We start from the raw sequence: 20791 nt of genomic DNA, 5'->3' as shown, positions 1-20791 counted from the left end.
GCCGTGCTCAGCGCTGGCGCGGGTCGAGCGCTGGCACCTGCCGCGCCGCGCCGGCCGGCTCGACTCCGGGCCGCGCGCCGGTGGGCAGTCGTTCCTCACCGCGGATCGCGCGACCGGCACGCTGGATCGCGGCGGCGAGGCGCGGGTAGATTCCGCAGCGGCAGACGTTGCCGATCGCGGCGGCGATCGCCTGCTCCGACGGCATCGGGTCGCGCCGCAGCAGCACCGCCGCGGCCATCACGATCCCGGGGATGCAGAAGCCGCACTGTGAGACGTTCTCCGCGAGCAGGGCGAGCTGGACGGGATGGGTACGATCGCGCGACAGGCCCTCGATCGTCGTGACGAAGGTCCCCTCCGCCGCGGCGAGCGTCATCTGGCACGAGCGCACCGCGCGCCCGTCGACGTCGACCGTGCAGGCGCCGCAGCTTCCCGTGCCGCAGCCGTATTTGGTGCCGGTCAGGTTGGACGCGTCGCGCAGCGCCCAGAGCAGCGGCGTCTCGGCCGGGAGGCGGTATTCGACCGCCTCGTTGTTGACCGTCAGTCGCGTCATCCGCGCTCGCGATAGGCGTCGCGGATATGCTGCATCCAACCGGCGCTGGGCTGGACGCTGGTGTTGCGCGTGCGCGGGCGACGCGCCGCGGCGATGTCGACCTGCGCGTCGAAGTGCAGCCCGGCCAGCGTCGCCTTGGCCCACATCACGCGCGCGGCGAGCTGCTCGAGCGTCCCCATCGTCACGCGGACCTCGTCGCCCTGTGTCAGCCCGGCGCTGTTGTCGACGCACGCGCCCGTGACCGAGAGGTTACGGACGCGGCACTCGACCGCCTGGGTGCCGGTGTCGACCAGAGCATAGAGGATCACGCTGCTGCGCGGTTCGCGGGGAGGGGTCGACATGCGGGCAGCTCTAGGTCCGGTATCCTAACGGGTTGCTACCCGATTCCATCGTCTCGCCGCTGGGGCAAGTCCTTCGTGTCGACTGTCTCGGGATCGTGCAGAAACGCTATGAAATAGCCCCCGATCAGTTGCCTGGCACGCGAATACTGCCATAAGCGCGCGATGGCAGGTCCCATCGTCCAACGCGACCCGACCGCGGAGTCGCTCAACCTGACGGCCTGCGACCGCGAGCCGATCCATGTTCCCGGGGCGGTGATGCCGCACGGCCTGCTGCTCGTCGCCGACGCGCTCTCGCTCGAGGTGGTCGCCGGCGCGGGAGCGATCGAGGCGCTGTTCGGCGACGACTGGCTCGGCGCGCGGCTCGATCATCTACTGGCGCAGGACGTCAACGCGCTGGCCGAGGCGGTGCCGATCGGCCCGGGTGGGACGATCCTGGCGGCACCGGTGCACGACCACGATGTAGCGCTTCACCGCACCGGCCAGTGGCTGCTCGCCGAGCTCGAGCCGATGGGAGAGACCGCCGGAGGCAGCGTCGCCGAGACGCTCGGCTGGCTCGACGCGATGGCGGCGGGATTCGAGCGCACCACCACTTTCGTGGCGCTGTGCGAGCGCGCCGCGGTGGCGTTCCGCGCGCTGACCGGTTTCGACCGGGTGATGATCTACCGCTTCCTCGACGACGAGTCGGGCTGCGTCGTCGCCGAGGATCGTGCGCCGGGACTCGACACCTTCCTCCACCATCATTTCCCGGCGAGCGACATCCCGCGCCAGGCGCGCGCGCTGTACGTGCGAAACCGCACCCGCGTGATCCCCGACGTCGACTACGTGCCCGCGTCGCTGCGTCCGGCCGGCTTCGAGCTGACCGACCTGAGCGACGTCGCGATCCGCAGTGTGTCGCCGATCCACATCGACTATCTCCGCAACATGGGCGTGTCCGCCTCGGCGTCGATCTCGATCGTCAAGGACGGGCTGCTGTGGGGCTTGGTGGCTTGCCACCATGCGACGCCGCGCCTGCTGCCGCGCGCCACCCGCGCCGCCGCGGCCGCGCTCGCTGGCGGGCTGGCGCGCCAGCTCCGCGCCAAGGAGGAGGCCGAGGCCTATCGCGAGCGGCTGGCGCTGCGCGGCGAGGAGGACGCCCTTCGCGCGCTGCTGCTCACGAGCGACTCGCCCGTCGACGTGGTGCAGGCGCGCGCCGAGGACGTCCGCCACGCGTTCGGGGCCGACGGGCTGGCGCTGGTGCGCGGCGGTCGCGCGACGACGGTCGGGATCGCTGCCGACGAGGCCGCGCTGGTGGCGCTGGCGCGGTGGCTCGGCGCACGCGACGATACCGCGCCGCTCGCGACCCGCGAGCTGGGCAAGGATTGGGCAGAGGCCGCACGAGTCGCGCCGATCGCGGGCGTGCTCGGCTTCTCGCTCGGCGACGGTGACGCGCTGCTTTGGCTGCGCGCTGAGCGGATCGAGGAGATCGAGTGGGCCGGCAACCCGCACAAGGCGGTACCGCACGACCCGCAGGCGACGCTGCGCCCGCGCGCCTCGTTCGAATCGTGGCGCGAGCAGGTGCGCGGGCGCGCGCGGCGCTGGACGCTCGAGCAGGTCGACGGCGCGGCGCGGCTGCGGCGGCTGCTCGGGGAGGCGCGTGCTGCGGCCGAGCTGCGCCGGCTCAATCGCGAGCTGGAGCGAACCGGCGCGGAGAAGGACTCGCTGCTCGCGCAGAAGGACCTGCTGATGCGCGAAGTCGACCATCGCGTGCAGAACAGCCTGCAGCTGGTCTCGTCCTTCCTGGCGATCCAGGCGCGCGACGCGGGTGCGGGTGCGGTCGCCGACCAGCTGCTCGAGGCGCGCTCGCGGCTCTCGGCGGTGGCGCTGGTGCACCGTCGCCTCTACCGCGACGATCAGATCGAGGTGATCGATCTCAGCCGCTACCTCGGCGAGCTGATGCAGGACCTACGCTCCTCGCTCGGCGAGGAATGGGGCCGGCATCTGACGCTCGACCTCGCGCCGGTGCTGATCCCGACCGATCGCGCGGTCAGCGTCGGACTGATCGCCGCCGAGCTCGTGATCAACGCGACCAAATACGCCTACCCGGCGCAGAATGGCGGCGCCATCGACGTGGTGCTGGAGCAGCACGGCCACCTGCTGCGGTTGATCGTCGCGGATCGCGGCGTCGGCAAGGTCGCCGGCGGCGACGGCGGCTTCGGCAGCCGGATGATGACCGCGGTGGTGCAGCGCATCGGCGGCACGGTCGAGTTCCAGGCCAATGATCCTGGCACGCGCGCGCTGCTCACCGCGCCGATCGAGGGCGACTGACGGCGGCTGCGGCGCGGCGCGGAGGGCGGAGCGGCGATGTCGCGGACGAGTCGGCTGTTCGAGCTAATCGGCGTGCTCCGCGCGCGAAGGCTGCCGGTGACCGCGGCCGAGCTGTCGGCCGAGCTGGGCGTCTCGCCGCGCAGCGTCTACCGCGACATCGACACACTGCGCGCGCTCGGCGCACCCATAGAAGGGCAGGCGGGTGTGGGCTATCGCCTCGGCGCCGGCTTCTTCCTGCCCCAGCTCGCCTTCACGCAGGACGAGCTGGACGTGCTGGCGCTCGGCCTCGGCTGGGTGCGCGAGCGCGGCGATCCCGAGCTGGTCCGCTCCGGTGAGAGCGCGCTCGCCAAGATCGAGGCGGCGCGCGCCAGCGGTGCGATGCCGGACGGGGCATCGCCCGCGCTCCTCGCCGCGGCCTCGCTGTCGCGGCGAGCCGATGCCGAGCAGGTCGCGGTGCTGCGGCACGCGATTGGCCGCCAGCGCAAGGTGGCGATCACCTACCGTGATGCAGCCGGCACCGCCACCGAGCGCGTGATCTGGCCGATCGCGATCGTCTATTTCGACGAGGTGCGTGTGCTGGCAGCCTGGTGCGAGCGGCGGTCGGCCTTCCGGCATTTCCGCGTCGACCGGGTCGCGGTGCTTGCGGTGCTGGACGAGCGTTACCTCGGCCGCCGTCACGCGCTGTTCGTGCGATGGCGCGAGCAGGATCGCGACTGGCGCTCGCTGCTGTCAATTTCTGACGTCCAACCCGCTTAGAGGACAGCGCACCGGCCGCTCGTACCGAGCGGCGCGATCGGAGCGACAGTCCAGATGGTAGCCTTCTCCCCCGACACCTTCGCCGCCTTCCTGGCCGACGAGGACGACTCGCCCGTCATCATGCTGAACCTCCTGCGCTTCGCCGCCGACGGCGGTCGCGAGCGCTACGCGACGTATCTGGCACTGGCGCGGCCGATCCTGGCGCGCTTCGGCGCGCGGATCCTCGTCGGCGGCGAGGGACTGCCCGTGCTCACCACCGGTGACGTTACGGGATGGGATGCGGCGCTGCTGGTGCAATATCCGCGCCGCGCCGCGTTCAAGGCGATGGTCGACGATCCCGACTACCAGCGCGCCTTTCAGGTCGGGAGTTCGGCGCTGGCCGACATCGTGCTCCAGCCGCTGCGGCCAAGGCCGGACTGGCTCTGACGAAGAGGTCACGCGCGCGGCGATCGACGCCGAGAGCCGATTTGCTCACGTCATCTATGTGCTCCCGGGAATGCCGGAGACCAGAGCCACGGCGACGACGCTCGTAGCTCTGGGCGCCTCCCTGCGCAGGAGCACCGTGCCGCGTCGGACGGCCCCGCTCCCCGCCTAATCGAAGCCGCGCTCCAGGAAGCGCTCGGCCAGCGCGCAATGCATCGCCACGCCGGTGGCGAAGACCTGCTCGTCGATCGTCATCCGCGGGTTATGGAGCGGCGGGTTGGTCTCGGGCGTGGAGCCCGGTGGCGCCGCGCCGACGAAGGCGATCGCCCCCGGCAACTCGCGCAGTACGTAGCTGAAATCCTCGCCGCCCATGATCGGCGCGGGCATCGTCGCCCAACCCTGCGCACCGCCGATCTCCTGCGCCAGTTCGCGCATCAGCCGCGTGGCGCGCGGGTCGTTCATGGTGACGGGATAGCCCTCGTCGATGCTCGACTCGACGGTGCAGCCGTGCGCCTCCGCCACGCCGCGCGCCACCTGGTGGAAGGCGGCGCGCATCGCCTCGCGCGTGCCCGGCGACAAAGTCCGCAGCGTGCCGGCGAGCTGGACCTCGTCGGGGATGATGTTGTGCGACGCGCCGGCGTGGATCTGCGTGATCGTGAGAACCGCCGGGTCGGCGACGGGCACGCGCCGCGCGACATGCTGCTGGAGCGCGGTGACGATCGCGCAGGCGACCGGGATCGGGTCGATCGCGTCGTGCGGCATGGCGGCGTGGCCGCCGCGGCCGCGAACGGTGGCGCGCACCGTGTCGGTGGAGGCGAGCAGCGCGCCCTCGCGCCCGATGAACACGCCCGCGGGCGCGTTGGGCAGGACGTGGAGCGCGAAGGCGGCGTCGGGCCGGGCGCGATCGAGCAGGCCGTCGGCGATCATCTCGCGCGCGCCGTGATGCCCCTCCTCGCCGGGCTGGAACATGAAGACGACGGTGCCGGCGAGCTGGTCGCGTCGCGCCGACAGCGCCTTGGCGGCGCCGACCAGCATCGCGGTGTGCGCGTCATGGCCGCAGGCGTGCATCGTGCCCGGCAGCGTCGAGGCGAACGGCAGGCCGGTCTCCTCGACGATCGGCAGCGCGTCCATGTCGCCGCGCAGCAGCACCGTGCGCGCGTTCGAGCCGGCACCACCGTCGCTGCGGCCGCCGCGCAGGATCGCGACGAAGCCGGTGGTCCGCGTGCTGTCGTGGATCTCGAGCGGCAGGCCGGCGAGCGCCGCCTTGGCCTTGGCGGTCGTCAGCGGGCAGTGCAGCCCCATCTCGGGCTCGGCATGGATCGCGCGGCGCAGCGCGATCACATCGGCGAGCTGCTCGGTGCCGAGCGCGGTCCAGTCGGTGGGCAAGTCGAGCGGTGGGGACATCGGGACACTCCTTCTCGCACCGATGTAGACCCGCGCGCGGCGCTAGTCGACGCGCCGCGCCGCGGTGATCTTGATCACGGGCGCGAGCATCTGTCCCTTCATCACGCCCTCGCCCAGCGTCGGCGAGGTCGGCGCGACGAGGATGCGGCGCACCACGTCCATCCCCTCCAGCACGCGGCCGAAGGCGGCGAAGCCGGGAGTGTCGGCGGTGGCGTCCATCGAGCTGAGGTCGCCGACGGTGATGAAGAAGTCGCCCGCGGCGGTGCCGGGCGTGGCCATCGCCATCGACAGCGTGCCGTCGCGGTGGCTCAGCTTGGTGAGCGTGGTCGGCTCGTGCTTGATCGGTGGCAGCGTGCGCTTGGGGTCGTTGCGCGTGCCGAACTGCGCGAGACCATAGCCGTCCGCCACCTTGACCGCGCGGTAGAAACCGATGCCGTCGAGCTTGTGCTGGTCGACGTAGCGCAGGAAATTGGCCGCGGTGATCGGCGCGGCCTGGGTGTCGACACCGACGAGGATATCGCCGGCCTCGGTGCTGAGGCGCACGCGGGTGAGCGCGGCGGCATCGGGAGCGGGTATCGGAGCAGGCGCCTGCGTCGCGGGGGCGGCGGGCGACTGCGGCGGAGCTCCGGCCGACGGCGATAGCGCGGCCTGCGCGGCGAGCAGCAGCGCCAGCGCGGCGATCATGCCGCCACCCGCGGCGCGCGCGCGATCATCACGGGCAGCGATGACGCCTTGGTCCCGCTCAGCTGGAGGACATAGCGGCCCGACTCGAGCTGGAAATCGACCATCTTGCGAATGCCCGAACAGGCCGGGCCGTGCCCGTGGGCGCTCGCCGCCAGCGCGCGGCCGGCACGCACCACGTCGATCCATGCGGCGTCACCCAGCGCGACACGATAGGTGCCGGGGCGCGCGACCTGGAACAAGGCGAGGCCGGCGGTCTCGCCCATGTCGGGCTCGCGCTGCGGCGTCACCGCCGGGGTGACCTGCTCGACCGGAGCGAGCCGCAGGTCGGTGCCGTGGCCGACCACGATCACCGGTGCGCTGCGCGTGCTCGTCCCGGCGGCGAGCGGCGCCCGTCGTGCCCAGCCCGTCAGACCGGCGGGCAGCGGCGGCCGCGACACGGAACAGCGCTGATCGGCGGCCGGCTCGGCCCCCGGCGCCTGCGCCATCGGCGCGGCCGCGACGAGCAGGGGGATCAGCAGCGAGACAGTGGACATTCTAGGCTCCATGAGAAGCCTCTCTCTACGCTCTCGCCACTCGCGCATCCAGCCCACGAGTTCGGCGTTGTGCCACTGAGGCGACCCGCGACGGTGCGATCACGCTCGTGCGAGGCTGCCGGCACAGGAGAGCGAGCATGAGCGACTCGAGCGAGGACGGCGCGGGCGAAGCAGGCGAGGGCGGCACCGGTTCGCTCGGGGGAGGCTCGTCCGGCGAGGCATGGCGCGGCGCCGAGCAGATGCGCGACGCCTTCAATGAGCATGTCGTCGATCCGGCGCGCCGCGCGGGCGAGGCGATGCGCGCCTCGGGCGAGCGGGTCGCGCAGAACGGGTCGGCGCTGGGAACGACGATCATCGACCAGGCGGAGGCGAACGCACGCGAAGCCTTCGCCGCGCTGCGTTCCGCCGCGGGCGCGCGCGACCTCACCGAGGTGATGCGGATCCAGGGTGAGTACCTTCGCGAACAGGGTCAGCGCTCGATGGAACAGGCGCGCGAGATCGGGCAGCTCATCATGCAGTTCGGCCGCGAGGCGATCCAGCCGACCGGGCGGGGCGAGGAGCCGAAGCGGGAAGAGTAGGGGCCATCCGTCCCCTGCGAGGCGTCATCCTGGGCTTGTCTCAGGATCCACCGTCCCGCGCGTCTCGCGCGATCTGATGGTTCGGCACGGCGGATCCTGAAAGGAGTTCGGGATGACGGATGTGGCTGAGGGGGCGCTTGATGTCTGAAGCCATCCTCCTGGGACGCAGGAGCCCAGAGCCACGGCGCGCCGCGGTCCGGGCCCTGAACTCCTGCATCCACAGGAGCACGGCGAGCAGATCGGCTACCGCGCCCCCGCCGCCGCGCGGACGCCGGCCGAGTCCGCCTCACCGCCCGTCGCCGTCGTTGGCCCCTGCGGCGTGGCGTCGAGGAGCGAGTCGCCGCCGAGGGTGCGGTACAGTGTCACCAGGTTGGTCGCGCGGGTCAGCTGGGTCTGCACCAGGATCTGCTGCGCCGAGTAGAGCTGGCGCTGTGCGTCGAGCGACGACAGGAAGGTGTCGATGCCGCCGCGATAGCGCGCGTTGGTGAGGTTGAGCGTGTCCTGCGCGGCCTCGAAGAAGCGGCGATTGGCGGCGAGCTGCTCGGTGATCGTGCCGCGCCGCGCGAGCGCGTCCGACACTTCCTGGAAGGCGGTCTGGATCGTCTGCTCATAGCTCGCCAGCGCGGCGTCGCGCTGCGCCACGCTATAGGCGACCCCGGCGCGCCCCGCGCCCGCGCGGAAGATCGGATAGCTCGCGTTGGGCGCGACCGAATAGTTGAACGAGCCGCTGTTGAAGAGCGTGCGCAGCGCGGTGCTGGCGAACCCGACCAGCCCGGTGAGCGAGATTCGCGGGAACAGCTCGGCGCGCGCCGCGCCGATCTCGGCGTTGAAGGCGCGCAGCGAATATTCCGCCTGCACCACGTCGGGGCGGCGCAGCAGCACACCCGAGTCGATCCCAGCGGGCAGCTCGCCGATCGTCGCCGCCGCCTGCTCGATCGAGCCGGGCAGCAGTGCCGGATCGACCGGCGCGCCGACGAGCAGCTGGAGCGCGTTGACGTCCTGCGCGAGCAGCGTCGTCTGCTGCGCGAGATCGGCCTCCGCCGTGGCGAGGATCTGCTGCGCCTGGCGCAGATCGGTGCGCGGTGCCACGCCGCCGTGCAGGCGCGCGTCGGTGAGCTTCACGCTCGCGCGCGCTGCCTCGGCGGTCTGCTGCGAGACGGCGAGCAGGCTGCGATCGGCGGCGTAGGTGAGCCAGGCGTTGGCGATGTCGCCCACCAGCGTCAGCCTAGTGGCGCGCGCCGCCGCCTCCTGCGCGAAATAGCGCGACAGCGCCGCGCTGGTGAGCGAGCGGACGCGGCCGAACAGGTCGATCTCGAAGGCGGTGACGCCGAGCTGTGCCTGGAAGGTGCTCCGCGCCGAAGAGACAGTGGTCACGCCGGTGCCGGTGCCCGTTCCGCCGGTGCCGGTGCCGGTTCCCGTCCCGCCCGTCCCGCCCGTGCCGGTGCCGGTGCCGCCGGTCCCAGTGCCGCCGCCGTTGGTGCCGGTGACCACGCCGCTGCTGCCGTTGTCGCGATAGCTATAGGCGCCGGTCGCGTTGACCTGAGGGAAAAGATCGGCGCGCTGGATGCGATATTGAGCGCGCGTCGCCTCGATGTTCGCCACCGCGACACGCAGGTCACGGTTGTTGGCGAGCGCCTGGTCGATGATCGCCTGCAGCCGCGGGTCGCGGAAGATGTCGCGGTAGGTGACGCTGGGAAGCCGCGCCTCCGATTGGCGCAGATAGGCGTCGCCGGCGGGCCAGGAGGTCGGCACCGGCGCGGCGGGCCGGACGTAGGTCGGCGCCAGCGAGCAGCCCGCCAGCGCGGTGCCGGCGGCGAGCGCGGCGAGCGCGGGGAGGCGGATCATCGGGCAGGCTCCGGCGCGGGCAGCGCGGGGTGGTCGATCGGGCGCGGCAGCTGCGGCGAGCGCTCGCCGCCGGGGGCCCCGCCGCCGCCATGACCGTCATCACCGCCGCTGCCGTCCTCGCCCTCGTCCGGGCTCGGATCGGCGCCCCGGCGCAGGCCCTTGAGGCCGTCGCGGAAGCCGCGCCGCACCAGCACGAAGAACAAAGGGATGTAGAAGATCGCCAGCACCGTCGCGGTCAACATGCCGCCGATCACCGAGGTGCCGATCGCGATCCGGCTGTTGGCCCCGGCACCGGTCGAGATCGCCAGCGGCAGCACGCCGAAGATGAAGGCAAGGCTGGTCATGATGATCGGACGAAGCCGGATCCGCGCGGCGGAGAGCGCGGCGTCGATCACGCGCTTGCCCTTCTTCTCCTCCTGCTCGGCGAACTCGATCATCAGGATCGCGTTCTTCGCCGCCAACCCCATCGTCGTCAGCAGGCCGATCTGGAGGTACACGTCGTTGATCAGCCCGCGCAGCGTGGTGAACAGGATCGCGCCGACCAGACCGAGCGGAATGATCAGCAGCACGGCGAAGGGGATAGACCAGCTCTCGTACAGCGCCGCGAGGCAGAGGAAGACGACGAGGATCGACAGGCCGTAGAGCAGCGGCGCCTGCCCGGAGGACAGCCGCTCCTGGTACGACAGGCCGGCCCAGGAGACGCTCGTCCCCGGAATCTGCCCGGCGAGCTCCTGGATCCGCGTCATCGCGTCGCCCGAGCTCTTGCCCGCCGCGGCCGAGCCTTGGAATTCGAACGAGGGCACGCCGTTGAAGCGCGACAGGATCACCGGCGCCTGGCTCCAGCCGATCCGCGCGAAGGCGGAGAAGGGCACCATCTGCCCGCTGCTGCCGCGCACGAACCATTGGTTGAGGTCGGTCGGCGCGGCGCGATACGGCGCGTCGCCCTGGACGAACACGCGCTTGACCCGGCCGCGATCGACGAAGTCGTTGACGTAGCGGCCGCCCCAGGCGGTCGACAGCGTCGTGTTGACGTCGGCCTGGCTCAGCCCGAAGGCGGCGAGCTTCTGCTGGTCGACGTCGACCTTGAGCGTGCCGACATCGGGCAACTCGGTCAGGCGCACCGCGGTGAGGGCGGGGTCGGCGTTGGCGAGTGCGAGCAACCGGTCCCTGGCGTCGTTGAACTTCTCCGCGGTCATGCCGCTGGTGTTCTGCAGCTCCATGGTGAAGCCGTTCGACTGGCCGAGGCCGCGGATCGCCGGCGGCACCAGCGCGAAGACGCGCGCGTCGCGCAATCCCCGGAACGCCGCCGAGGCGCGCGCCACGATGGCGTCGGCGGTATTCTCCTTGCCCTTGCGGTCGTCCCACGGCGTGAGATTGACGAAGCCCTGGCCGGTGTTCTGCCCGCTGACGCCGCCGCCGCCGCCGCCGCTGACGGTGAACATGGTGCGGACGTTCTTGCCCTCGCTGCCGGCGAGATAATCCTCGACGCGGTGCTGCACCTCCTCGGTGCGGGCGCGCGTGGCGCCGGCGGGAAGCTGGAACTGCACCAGCGCGCTGCCCTGGTCCTCGGTCGGCAGGAAGCCCGTCGGCAGGCGAAGGAACAGGATCGCCAGAAGCGCCACCGTCGCCGCGTAGACCAGCAGGAAGATCCACTTGCGATCGATCACCCGGCGCACGCCGGCGACGTAGCGCGCCACGCCGCGGTCGAACGTGTCGTTGAACTTGTCGCGCGCGCGCTCGAGAAAATGCGCCACCTTGGGGAACTTGCGCCCCAACCAGCTCTGCTCGATCGGATCGCCGTTCTCGTCGTGGCTCTGCTTGAGCAGGGTCGCGGTGAGCGCGGGCGACAGGATCACCGCGACCAGCACCGAAAGCACCATCGCCGAAACGATCGTCAGCGAGAACTGGCGATAGATCACGCCGGTCGAGCCGCCGAAGAAGGCCATCGGCATGAACACCGCGGAGAGCACTAGCGCGATCGCGACCAGCGCGACGGTGATCTCCTTCATCGACTCGATCGTCGCCTCGCGCGGCGTCATGCCGGGGTTCTCGTCCATCAGCCGCTCGACGTTCTCGACGACGACGATCGCGTCGTCGACCAGCAGACCGATCGCGAGGACGAGGCCGAACAGGGTCAGCGTGTTGATCGAGAAGCCGGCGACGTAGAAGACCGCGAACGTCCCCAGCAGCACCACCGGCACCGCGATCGCCGGCACCAGCGTGGCGCGCCAGCTCTGGAGGAAGACGAACATGACGATGACGACGAGGATGATCGCCTCGATCAGCGTCTTCACCACCTCCTCGATCGACAGCTTGATGAAATCGGTGGTGTCGTTGGCGAAGGCGTACTCGAGCCCGGGCGGGAAGCCCTTGGCGGCGGCGGCGACCTGCGCCTTGACCAGCTCGGCGGTCTTGAGCGCGTCGGCGCCGGGGGCGAGCAGCACCGCGATGCCCGCGCCGGGGTGGCGGTTGACGCGGCTGAACGCGTTGTAGCTCTCCGCGCCCAGCTCGATCCGCGCCACGTCGGCGAGCCGCACCGTGGCGCCGCTGCTCTGAGTCTTGAGGATGATGTTGGCGAACTCGGCGGGCGTCTGCAGCCGCGACTGCGCGGTGACGATCGCGTTCAGCATCTGCGTCGACGGCATCGGCTGCCCGCCGATCTCGCCCGCCGCGACCTCGGTGTTCTGGTTGGTGATGGCGGTGACGACGTCGCCGGGCATCAGCTGGTAGCTGTTGAGCTTCTCCGGATCGAGCCAGACCCGCATGGCATATTGCGAGCCGAACACGTTGGTGTCGCCGACGCCCTGGATACGGCCGAGCGGGTCCTGGAGGTTCGAGACGAGATAATCCGAGACGTCCTGGTTGGTCAGCTTGTCGGTGACGTCATAGACGCCGACGATCAGGAGGAAGTCCGGGTTGGACTTGCGCACCACCAAGCCCTGCTGCTGCACCTGCTGCGGCAATCGGCTGAGCGACTGCTGGACCTGGTTCTGGACCTGAACCTGCGCGATGTCCGGGTCGGTGCCCTTGTTGAACGTCGCGGTGATCGTCACCGAGCCGCGGCTCGACGAGCTCGACTGGAAGTAGAGCAGCCCGTCGATACCGGTGAGCTGCTGCTCGATCACCTGGGTGACGCTGTTCTGCAGCGTCTGCGCGTTGGCCCCGGGGAAGGTCGCGCGGATCGAGACCTGCGGTGGCGCGACGTCGGGATATTGCGCGATCGGCAGCGACAGGATCGCGCCGACGCCCGCCAGCATCACGATGATGGCGAGCACCCAGGCGAAGATCGGCCGATCGATGAAAATGCGGGACATGAGCGGTCAGCCGGCCTTGCCCTTGGCCGACGACATCTTGTCCATCTGCTCGGGGGAGGGCGCCTGTACCTTCTGCGGCGTGTCGGCCGGCACCGGCTGGAGCGGCGTCTTGGGCTTCACGTTGGCGAGGCCCTGGGTGATCACCTTGTCGCCGGCCTTGAGCCCGTCGATCACGACCCAATAGGCGCCCTGCGTCCGCTCGGCGGTGACGGTGCGCTGCTCGGCACGGTTGTTCGCGCCGACGACGTACAGGGTCGCATTGCCCTTGGCGTCGCGCGTGATCGCGGTCTGCGGCACGAGGAAGGCGTTCTGCTGGATCGACTGCGAGAAGACCGCGCGGACGAACATGCCCGGCAGCAGCAGGCCATTGGGATTGGGGAAGCGCGCGCGCAGCGTCACCGTGCCGGTGCTGGGATCGACCACCACCTCGGCGAACTCGACCGCGCCCTTGATGCCGTAGTCACTGCCGTCCTCGAGCTTGAGCGTCACCTCCGCGCGCGCGGGCACCGCCCCGCCCGAGGCGAGGCTGCGACGCAGCGCGAGCAGGTTGGCGCTCGACTGCTGGATGTCGACGAACATCGGGTCGAGCTGCTGGATCGTCGCGAGCGGGTCGGTCTGGGTCGAGCTGACCAGCGCGCCGACGGTGAACAGCGAGCGGCCGATGCGGCCGGTGATCGGCGCGGGTACGGTGGTGAAGCGCAGGTTGACGCGCGCGGTGTCGAGCTGCGCGCGATTGACCGCGATCGTCGCCGCCGCCTGGCGCTGCGTCGCCACCGCGTCGGTATAGTCCTGTGCGCTGATCGCCTCCATCTGCGCGAGCGGCTTGTAGCGGTCGGCGCGGATCTTGGCGGCCTCGTAGGTCGCCTGGGCGTTGGCGACGTTGGCGCTCGCCTGGTTGGCGCTGGCGCGGTAGAGCGAGGGATCGATCTGGTAGAGCGGCTGCCCGCGCTTGACGATCGCGCCCTCGGTGAAGAAGCGGCGCTGGATCACGCCCGAGACCTGGGGGCGCACCTCCGAGCTCTGGTACGCGACGGTGCGGCCCGGCAACTCGCTGGTTGTCGGCACCGATGTGGGCTGGACGACGACATAGCCGACCGTGACCGGGCCCGACTGACCCGGCGCGCCGCCCTTCTCCTTGGCCTTGGTTGCGTCACCCCCGCCACCGCCGCAGGCGGCGAGCGCGAGCAGCGCCGACGCCGCCGCGCCACCGATGACCTGGCGGCCCGGCCGAACCTCGATACGCATTCTCAGTCTTATCCCCGCGAGAGACTTCGGGCTGCCCCGGCGCCTAACCGCAATTTGTCGCAAATGTTTCGCAAGGGTGCCAGAATTTTCACGCCGCCGACCGGCTTTGGCGATCAGAGGTGGGCGACACGGCAGCGCTATGAAACCGATCCTGCGCTGGCTCGTTGCAGGGTGACGGGGGCTCAGCGGAACGCCGCATGCCTCGCCTAAAGGGGCGTAGTACTTGTCTTTTTCCGTTCGTCGCTCGCGCCTCCTGCTCGCCACCGCGGGCATGGCGCTGGGCTGTGCCGCCGCGCCGGCGCAGATGCAGAAGCCCGGCACGGCCCCCGCGCAGGGTCCCGACTCGCCCAAGCCGGCCGACGCCGCGCCTGCTCCCGACAACACGCCGATCGTCCCCGAGGCCGAGTTCGACGCCGCGCTGCCGCCGCTGTCTGGCGACCTGAACGCCCCGCTCGAGCCGATGCCGGCCGACGCCGCTGCGGCGCCTGCGCCGACCACCGCCGACCCCGCCCAGGCTCCCGCGCAGGCGGCGGCGCAGCAGCCGATCACGCCGGGCACGCTGCCCCCCGCGCCGTCGCAGGACCCGCAGCTCGCCCAGCCGCTCGAGCCGCTCTCCACTTTCAACACCGCCCCGCTACAGACCGTCGCCGACCCGGCGAGCGGCGATCAGCCCGACGTGCGCTACGCCAGCGAGGTGCAGGGGCTCGACCCGCTCGGACTGACCGACGAGTTCGACTCGCTCTCCGCGCTCAAGAAGGGCGGCGGCAAGGCGGACAATGCCACCCAGGTCTCGGCGCGCGCCCGCGAAGACGAGCAGCTCGCGCTGCGGCTGATGAAGTCGCTTGGCTATTATGACGGCACCGCGGTGGCGACGGTGGAGACCGTCGCGGGCACGCCGGCGAAACTGCGCGCGCTGGTCACCGCCTCGCCGGGGCAGCAGTATAAGCTCGGCAGCGTCACGGTGAAGGCCGACGCCACCCAGCCGCCCGAGCTCGTTCGCCGCGAGCTGCCGCTCAAGGTCGGCGACCCGATCGAGGCAGCGCGCATCCAGGGGGCCGAGGCCAATGTCAGCCTGCGGCTGCCGCAGCAGGGCTACCCCTTCGTCAAGCTGGGCGAGCGCGACGTGCTGCTCGACGAGCAGACCGGCAAGGGCGATTACACCCTGCCGGTCGACACCGGCCCGCGTTCCTCCTTCGGCGTGCTGCGCACCGAGGGCGATCCGGTGTTCGACCTCAAGCACCTCAACGTCTTCCCGCGCTTCGATCAGGGGCAGCTGTACGACGCGCGGCTCACCGACGACCTGCGCGAGGCGCTGGTCGCGACCGGTTTGTTCAACGGCGTCGGGGTCGAGCCGGTGCGCACCGGCGTCACCGCGGTCGACGGCACCGAGCAGGTCGACCTGCTGGTGCGGCAGACGCGCGGGCCGGCGAAGAGCCTGTCGGGCTCGGTCGGCTTCAACACCGGCGAGGGCATCAAGGCAGAGGGCAATTTCACCAACCGCAACCGCTTCCCGCCCGAGGGTGCGCTGATCCTCGGCGTGATCGCGGGTACGCAGCAGCAGGGCCTGTCGGTCGGGCTGCGCCGCCAGAACGCGGGCAAGCGCGACCGCACCGTCAGTCTGCTCGCGAGCGCCAACCACTCCAGCTACGACGCGTTCGACGCTTTCACCGGGACGCTGTCGGGGCGGGTGAGCTACGACTCGACGCCGATCTGGCAGAAGAAGTTCACCTATGCCTACGGCTTCGAGCTGGTCGGCACCAACGAGAGCGTGTTCGACTTCGACAAGTTCGATCGCGACCGTCGCACCTACGGCGTCGTCGCGCTCCCCGGGCAGGTGCTGTTCGACACCTCGGACGACCTGCTCAACCCGACCCGCGGCTACCGCCTCAAGCTCAACGTCAGCCCCGAAGTCTCCGTCTCGGGGCAGACCAAGCCGTATGCGCGCACGCTGATCGAGGGCACGGCTTATTATCCCGTGAGCGACAGCCTGGTGATCGCGGGTCGCGCGCGCGCGGGCAGCATCTTCGGCATCGCGCGCGACGACATCGCGCCGTCGCGCCGCTATTACGGCGGCGGCGGCGGCTCGGTGCGCGGCTACGGCTTCCAGCGGCTCGGGCCGCTCGAGCCGGTCGCCTCGCTCACCCCGGACTCGAGCGGCAACGTCGACCGCGCCGACCTGCGCCCGCTCGGCGGCCGCAGCATCAACGAGTTCGCGCTCGAGGCGCGCTACCGCTTCGGCAATTTCGGGATCGTGCCCTTTGTCGACGCGGGCAACGCCTATGAGAGCAGCCTGCCGAAGGGCAGCGACCTGCGCATCGGCGCCGGCATCGGCGGCCGCTTCTACACCAATTTCGGGCCGCTGCGCGTCGACGTCGCGACCCCGCTCAACCCGCGCGAAGGGGACGGCAAGATCGCGCTCTACATCTCGATCGGGCAGGCATTCTGATGGCCGAGGACACGCTCCCGACCGCCGGCGAGACCGTCGTCGTCCGCCGCCCCTTGTGGCAGCGCGTGCTGAAGTGGGTCGGCATCGCGCTCGCCGCGCTGGTGCTGCTCGTCGTCGCGATCGTGCTGGGGATCAACACCGATCCGGGCCGCCGCTTCGTCGCCGACAAGATCGGAAGCTACACCACCGCATCGGGCCTCAACATCAAGGTCGGGCGGATCGACGGCTCGCTGTACGGCCAGCTGCGGCTCAGCGACGTGCGCGTCAGCGATCCCAAGGGCGTGTTCCTGACCTCGCCGCGGCTCGACCTCGACTGGCGGCCGTTCGCCTTCGCGCGCAACCACGTCGACGTGCGTAGCGTCTCGGCCGATCTGATCACGCTGCGGCGCAACCCCGAGCTCAAGCCGACGCCGACCACGCCCGAGGACGAGAACGCGCCGCTGCTGCCCGACCTGGACATCGACATTAACCGGCTTCACGTCGGCCGCTTCGTCATGGAGCCGCCGGTCGCCGGCGCGCGCCACGTCGCGCGCTTCGATGGGCAGGCGCACATCGCCAATCGCCGCGCGCAGCTCGTGGTGGACGCCACCACGCTGCGCGCCCCCGGCGTCGCCGGCGGCGACGTCGCGCGGGTGCGGCTCGACGCGGTACCCGACGACAACAAGCTCGACCTTGACGTGCGGCTCACTGCTCCCGCCAACGGGGCGGTGGCGCAGCTCGCCGGCCTCAAGGCGCCGCTCACCGCGACGATCGGCGGGCGCGGCAGCTGGGCGTCGTGGCAGGGGCGTCTGCTGGCGAACCTCGGCGGCGGCGAGCTCGCCAACCTCGCCATCTCCGCGCGCGACGGCCATATCGAGGTACGCGGCCCGACGCGGCCCGGCCTCTATATCGAAGGGCCGGTAGAGCGATTGACCGCCCCCGCGCTCAACGTCGCCGCCGACGTGACGCTGGCCGAGCGCCGCGCGGACACGCGGATCAAGCTCGCCTCGCAGGCGCTCGCGGTCGACGCGGGCGGGTTGCTCGACCTCGCCAACAGCCGCTTCGGCAATTTCGCGGTCGACGCCAAGCTGCTGACGCCGGGCGCGATCATGCCGGGGGTGAGCGGGCGCGACGTGCTCGCGCGCGTGGTGCTCAACGGCGCCTTCGCGACGCCGACGGTCGACTATAAGATCCGTGCCGCCGCGCTCGGCTTCCAGCAGACCTCGGTCCAGGACCTGTACGCCGAGGGGCAGGCGCGGGTGAACAGCGACCGTATCCTGGTGCCGGTCCACGCGCGCGCGCGCCGCATCGCCGGGCTCAACGCCGCGCTCGGCGGGCTCACCACCAACGCGCGCATCGACGGCGACCTCGCCATCGCCATGCCCAACATCCTGTCCGACAATCTCCGCATCCGCTCGGACACGATCGACGCCACCGCGATCATAGCCGCGAACACCGCCACCGGCCGCTACACCGGCGGCTTGCAGGGTCGCGTCAACAACTTCCGCGTCGACAGCGTCGGCGTGATCAACGTCCAGACCGACGCCAAGCTCGTGCCCGGACCGAACGGCGGGTTCGGCATCACCGGCAAGGTCGCGCTCCAGACCAAGCAGCTGTTCAACGAGGGCGTCCGCAATTTCCTCGGCGGCAATGCGGTGATGAGCACGCGCTTCGGCTACTCGCCGACCGGCGTGGTGACGTTCCAGAGCCTGTCGCTCAACGCGCCGCAGTTCCGCGTCACGCGCGGGCAGGGACGCTTCGATCCCGCCAACGGCGCGCTGCTGGTCGACGCCGATGCCTATTCGACTCAGTACGGCCCGCTCTACGCGCGCGTGACCGGGTCCTCGACCGCGCCGGTCGTGCGGCTGCGTGCGCCGCGGCCGGGCGTGGGGATCGGCCTCGCCAACCTCGACGCGCGCGTGGTCGGGCGCGGCGGCGCCTATCAGGTCAACGCCAGCGGCGGCACCAACTACGGCGCCTTCACCGCCGACGTGCTCTTGACGCCGGGCAGCCAGGTCGCGGTCGATATCCGCCGCGTGCTGTTCGCCGGCATCGACTTCGCCGGTCGCGTTGTCCAGACCGCGGCAGGCCCGTTCGCTGGGCAGGTGCGCTTCGCCGGCAACGGGCTCAACGGCAATGTCGCGCTCGGTGCGGAGGGCAAATATCAGCGCGCCAGCGTCGACGCGCGCGCCGCGGGCGCGACGATCCCGGGTATGGCGGGCTTCAGCATCGGCCGCGCGATCATCACCGCCGACGCGGTGCTCTACGACAAGCCGCAGATCGTCGCCGACGCGCAGGTTGCCAACCTGCGCTACGGCGCGACGCTGCTCCAGGCCGGTCGAGTCAAGGTGAACTACCGCGACGGCGCGGGCACCGCGCAGGCGCTGTTCAACGGCTCCAACGGCGTGCCCTTCCGCCTCGCGGTCAACTCGCGGCTGTCGCCCAGCCTCTATCTGGTCGCGCTGAGCGGCGCGGCGAACAACGTGGGCTTCCGCACCGCGCAGCCTGCGCGGATCGTGCCGGCGAACGGTGGTTACCGGCTCGAGCCGGCGCGGCTCGACTTCGACAAGGGCTCGGTGCGGCTCGCCGGTCGCTTCGGCGGCGGCGCGACGCAGGCACAGATGCGGCTCGACCGGCTCGACCTGTCGCTGATCAGCGCGCTTGTCCCCAACCTCGGCGTGAACGGCCAGGCGACCGGCAGCCTCGACTATGTGCAGGACAAGGGTGAGGCGTTCCCGCGCGCGGACGCGCGGCTCAACGTCACCAACTTCACGCGATCGAGCCTGGTCGCGGTGTCGGAGCCGGTCGATGTCGTCTTCCAGGGCCGCCTGTCGAGTGCGGCGGGCGAGGGACGCGCGCTGATCAAGCGCGCCGGCACGCCGGTCGGTCGACTGGTGGCGACGCTGACCCCGACGGGCAGCGGCAGCTGGACGACTCGGTTGATGCAGGGGCCGCTCGGCGGCGGGATCCGCTACAACGGGCCGGCGGGGGTGCTGTTCAGCTTCGCTGGCCTGGCGCAGCAGCAGCTGACCGGCCCGATGGCGATCGCGGCGGACTTCGGCGGCACCGTATCGGCGCCGCGTGTGGTCGGCCTGATCCGTGCCGACAATCTCACCTATGACAACGAGGTCTATGGCACGCGTCTGACCAACATGAAGATCGCCGCGCGCTTCAACAACGACCGGCTCGAGCTGCAGCAGCTGCAGGCAAGAGCCGGGCAGGGAACGGTGCAGGCGCAGGGCAATGTCGGGCTCGCCGCGGCGCAGGGTTTCCCGCTCGACGTTCGCGTGGTCATGCGTGACGCCCAGTTGGCGCGCTCCGACGCGCTCGGCGCCACCGCCAGCGGCGACATCCGCATCCAGAACAGTGCGAGCGGCGGACTGATCAGCGGGCAGATCAACGTCCCTAACGCGCGGTACGAGATCATCCGCCAGGGCGCCGCCGAGGTGCCCGAACTCACCGGCGTGCGCAAGAAGAGCGAGGTCCTCGCCCAACAGGCCGCCGTGGCCGCGGCCAAGGCGGCGGGCCAGCCTCCCGCGCCGGCGTCACCGCCGGGGCTGTTCAAGCTCGACCTGCGTGTCCGTGCCGACAACCAGCTCTACGTCTCGGGCATGGGGCTCGAGAGCGAGTGGCAGATGGACATGCGCATCGGGGGTACTTCGGCGGCGCCGGTGATCAACGGTGGGCTCGACCTGGTGCGCGGTACCTATTCCTTCGCGGGCAAGCGCTTCGAGGTGGAGCGCGGCCAGGTGCGCTTCCGCGGCGGCGCGCTGACCGACCCGGACATCAACATCCTGGCGACCACCACCAACGACAATGTCACGTTCAACATCGCGATCACCGGCACTGGCCAGCGCCCGCAGATCGCCTTCACCTCGACGCCCTCGCTGCCGCAGGACGAGGTGCTGAGCCGCCTGCTCTTCGGCACCAACCCGGAGAATCTCTCCGCGACCGAGGCGATCCAGCTGGCGAGCGCGCTCAACTCGCTGCGCGGCTCCGGCGGCGGGCTCAACCCGCTCGGCAAGCTGCGTTCGGCCACCGGATTCGACCGGCTGCGCATCCTCGGGGCGGACGAGGCGAGCGGGCGCGGCTCGGCGCTGGCCGCGGGCAAATATCTGACCGACGACATCTACGTCGAGATTGTCACCGACGCGCGCGGCTTCACCGCGACGCAGCTGACGATCGCACTGACGCGGGCGATCAGCGTGCTGTCGCAGGCGGGATCGTTCGGCGGGTCGAACGTGCAGCTGCGCTATTCGCGCGACTTCTAACGCGGGCGGGTGGGGCAGCGCGGGAGCGCCATCTTCTGGCATCCAACACCCGCCGCGTCATCCCGTACTTCTTCGGGATCCACCGTGCCGCGTACTCAGGGGTGGCGATACCTGCGGG

14 protein-coding genes are annotated in these 20791 nt (G+C 71.0%); 6 read left to right on the top strand and 8 right to left on the bottom strand.

The genetic code is table 11. The features are described from left to right. Positions 1–7: 7 nt before the first annotated feature. Both KZ820_RS15145 and KZ820_RS15140 read right to left on the bottom strand, forming a co-directional pair. The gene (locus tag KZ820_RS15145; RefSeq protein WP_219749432.1) at positions 8–550 is read right to left on the bottom strand and encodes a (2Fe-2S)-binding protein; all 543 of its coding nucleotides are present in this window, start codon (positions 548–550) and stop codon (positions 8–10) included. Beyond that, entirely contained in the window at positions 547–891 is a 345-nt protein-coding gene (locus KZ820_RS15140) for a PilZ domain-containing protein (RefSeq protein WP_219749431.1), read from the bottom strand. Before KZ820_RS15140 ends, KZ820_RS15145 begins: the two co-directional genes overlap by 4 nt. 162 nt (positions 892–1053) lie before the next feature. On the opposite strand from KZ820_RS15140, the gene KZ820_RS15135 reads away from it, so the two are divergent. Genes KZ820_RS15135 through KZ820_RS15125 form a run of 3 tightly spaced genes read left to right on the top strand, consistent with a single transcriptional unit; the run spans position 1054 to position 4377 of the window. Next, a complete protein-coding gene (locus tag KZ820_RS15135; protein ID WP_219749430.1) occupies positions 1054–3195 on the top strand; it encodes a histidine kinase dimerization/phosphoacceptor domain -containing protein in 2142 nt (713 codons plus the stop codon). 36 nt (positions 3196–3231) lie between these two features. Further along, positions 3232–3951, top strand: a complete 720-nt coding sequence (locus tag KZ820_RS15130) for a helix-turn-helix transcriptional regulator (RefSeq protein ID WP_219749429.1) — start codon at positions 3232–3234, stop codon at positions 3949–3951. 54 nt (positions 3952–4005) lie between these two features. Next, a complete protein-coding gene (locus tag KZ820_RS15125) occupies positions 4006–4377 on the top strand; it encodes a DUF1330 domain-containing protein (RefSeq protein ID WP_219749428.1) in 372 nt (123 codons plus the stop codon). A gap of 165 nt (positions 4378–4542) precedes the next feature. Here KZ820_RS15125 and KZ820_RS15120 read toward each other — a convergent pair whose 3' ends face one another. From KZ820_RS15120 to KZ820_RS15110, 3 genes are read right to left on the bottom strand one after another with little or no spacing between them, the layout of a single operon-like run. Continuing rightward, a complete protein-coding gene (locus KZ820_RS15120) occupies positions 4543–5778 on the bottom strand; it encodes a M20 metallopeptidase family protein (RefSeq protein ID WP_219749427.1) in 1236 nt (411 codons plus the stop codon). 42 nt (positions 5779–5820) lie between these two features. Beyond that, positions 5821–6462 (bottom strand): peptidylprolyl isomerase, encoded by a 642-nt coding sequence (locus tag KZ820_RS15115; protein ID WP_219749426.1) that lies wholly within the window; start codon positions 6460–6462, stop codon positions 5821–5823. Next, complete coding sequence (locus tag KZ820_RS15110) at positions 6459–6995, bottom strand: hypothetical protein (protein ID WP_258048220.1); 537 nt, start codon at positions 6993–6995, stop codon at positions 6459–6461. The genes KZ820_RS15115 and KZ820_RS15110 overlap by 4 nt, the downstream gene beginning before the upstream one ends. A 137-nt stretch (positions 6996–7132) precedes the next feature. Here KZ820_RS15110 and KZ820_RS15105 point away from each other — a divergent pair, with 137 nt between their 5' ends. Next, complete coding sequence (locus KZ820_RS15105) at positions 7133–7573, top strand: phasin family protein (RefSeq protein ID WP_219749424.1); 441 nt, start codon at positions 7133–7135, stop codon at positions 7571–7573. A gap of 243 nt (positions 7574–7816) precedes the next feature. Here KZ820_RS15105 and KZ820_RS15100 read toward each other — a convergent pair whose 3' ends face one another. Genes KZ820_RS15100 through KZ820_RS15090 form a run of 3 tightly spaced genes read right to left on the bottom strand, consistent with a single transcriptional unit; the run spans position 7817 to position 13977 of the window. Continuing rightward, positions 7817–9418, bottom strand: coding sequence for an efflux transporter outer membrane subunit (locus tag KZ820_RS15100; RefSeq protein WP_219749423.1), 1602 nt, complete (start codon positions 9416–9418; stop codon positions 7817–7819). Next, positions 9415–12732, bottom strand: a complete 3318-nt coding sequence (locus KZ820_RS15095) for an efflux RND transporter permease subunit (protein ID WP_219749422.1) — start codon at positions 12730–12732, stop codon at positions 9415–9417. Before KZ820_RS15095 ends, KZ820_RS15100 begins: the two co-directional genes overlap by 4 nt. Before the next feature lie 6 nt (positions 12733–12738). Continuing rightward, complete coding sequence (locus KZ820_RS15090; protein WP_219749421.1) at positions 12739–13977, bottom strand: efflux RND transporter periplasmic adaptor subunit; 1239 nt, start codon at positions 13975–13977, stop codon at positions 12739–12741. 271 nt (positions 13978–14248) lie between these two features. On the opposite strand from KZ820_RS15090, the gene KZ820_RS15085 reads away from it, so the two are divergent. Continuing rightward, on the top strand, positions 14249–16423 hold the full coding sequence (locus KZ820_RS15085; protein ID WP_258048240.1) for an autotransporter assembly complex protein TamA: 2175 nt from the start codon (positions 14249–14251) through the stop codon (positions 16421–16423). Beyond that, positions 16423–20673: a translocation/assembly module TamB domain-containing protein gene (locus tag KZ820_RS15080; protein WP_219749420.1), complete on the top strand. Its 4251-nt coding sequence runs from the start codon at positions 16423–16425 to the stop codon at positions 20671–20673. The genes KZ820_RS15085 and KZ820_RS15080 overlap by 1 nt, the downstream gene beginning before the upstream one ends. The last annotated feature ends 118 nt before the right edge of the window (positions 20674–20791 follow it).

Source organism: Sphingomonas citri, assembly GCF_019429485.1.
GTDB lineage: Bacteria > Pseudomonadota > Alphaproteobacteria > Sphingomonadales > Sphingomonadaceae > Sphingomonas > Sphingomonas citri.
The sequence above is the reverse complement of the archived record's forward strand: the minus strand, read 5'-3'. Positions and strand labels throughout refer to the sequence as shown.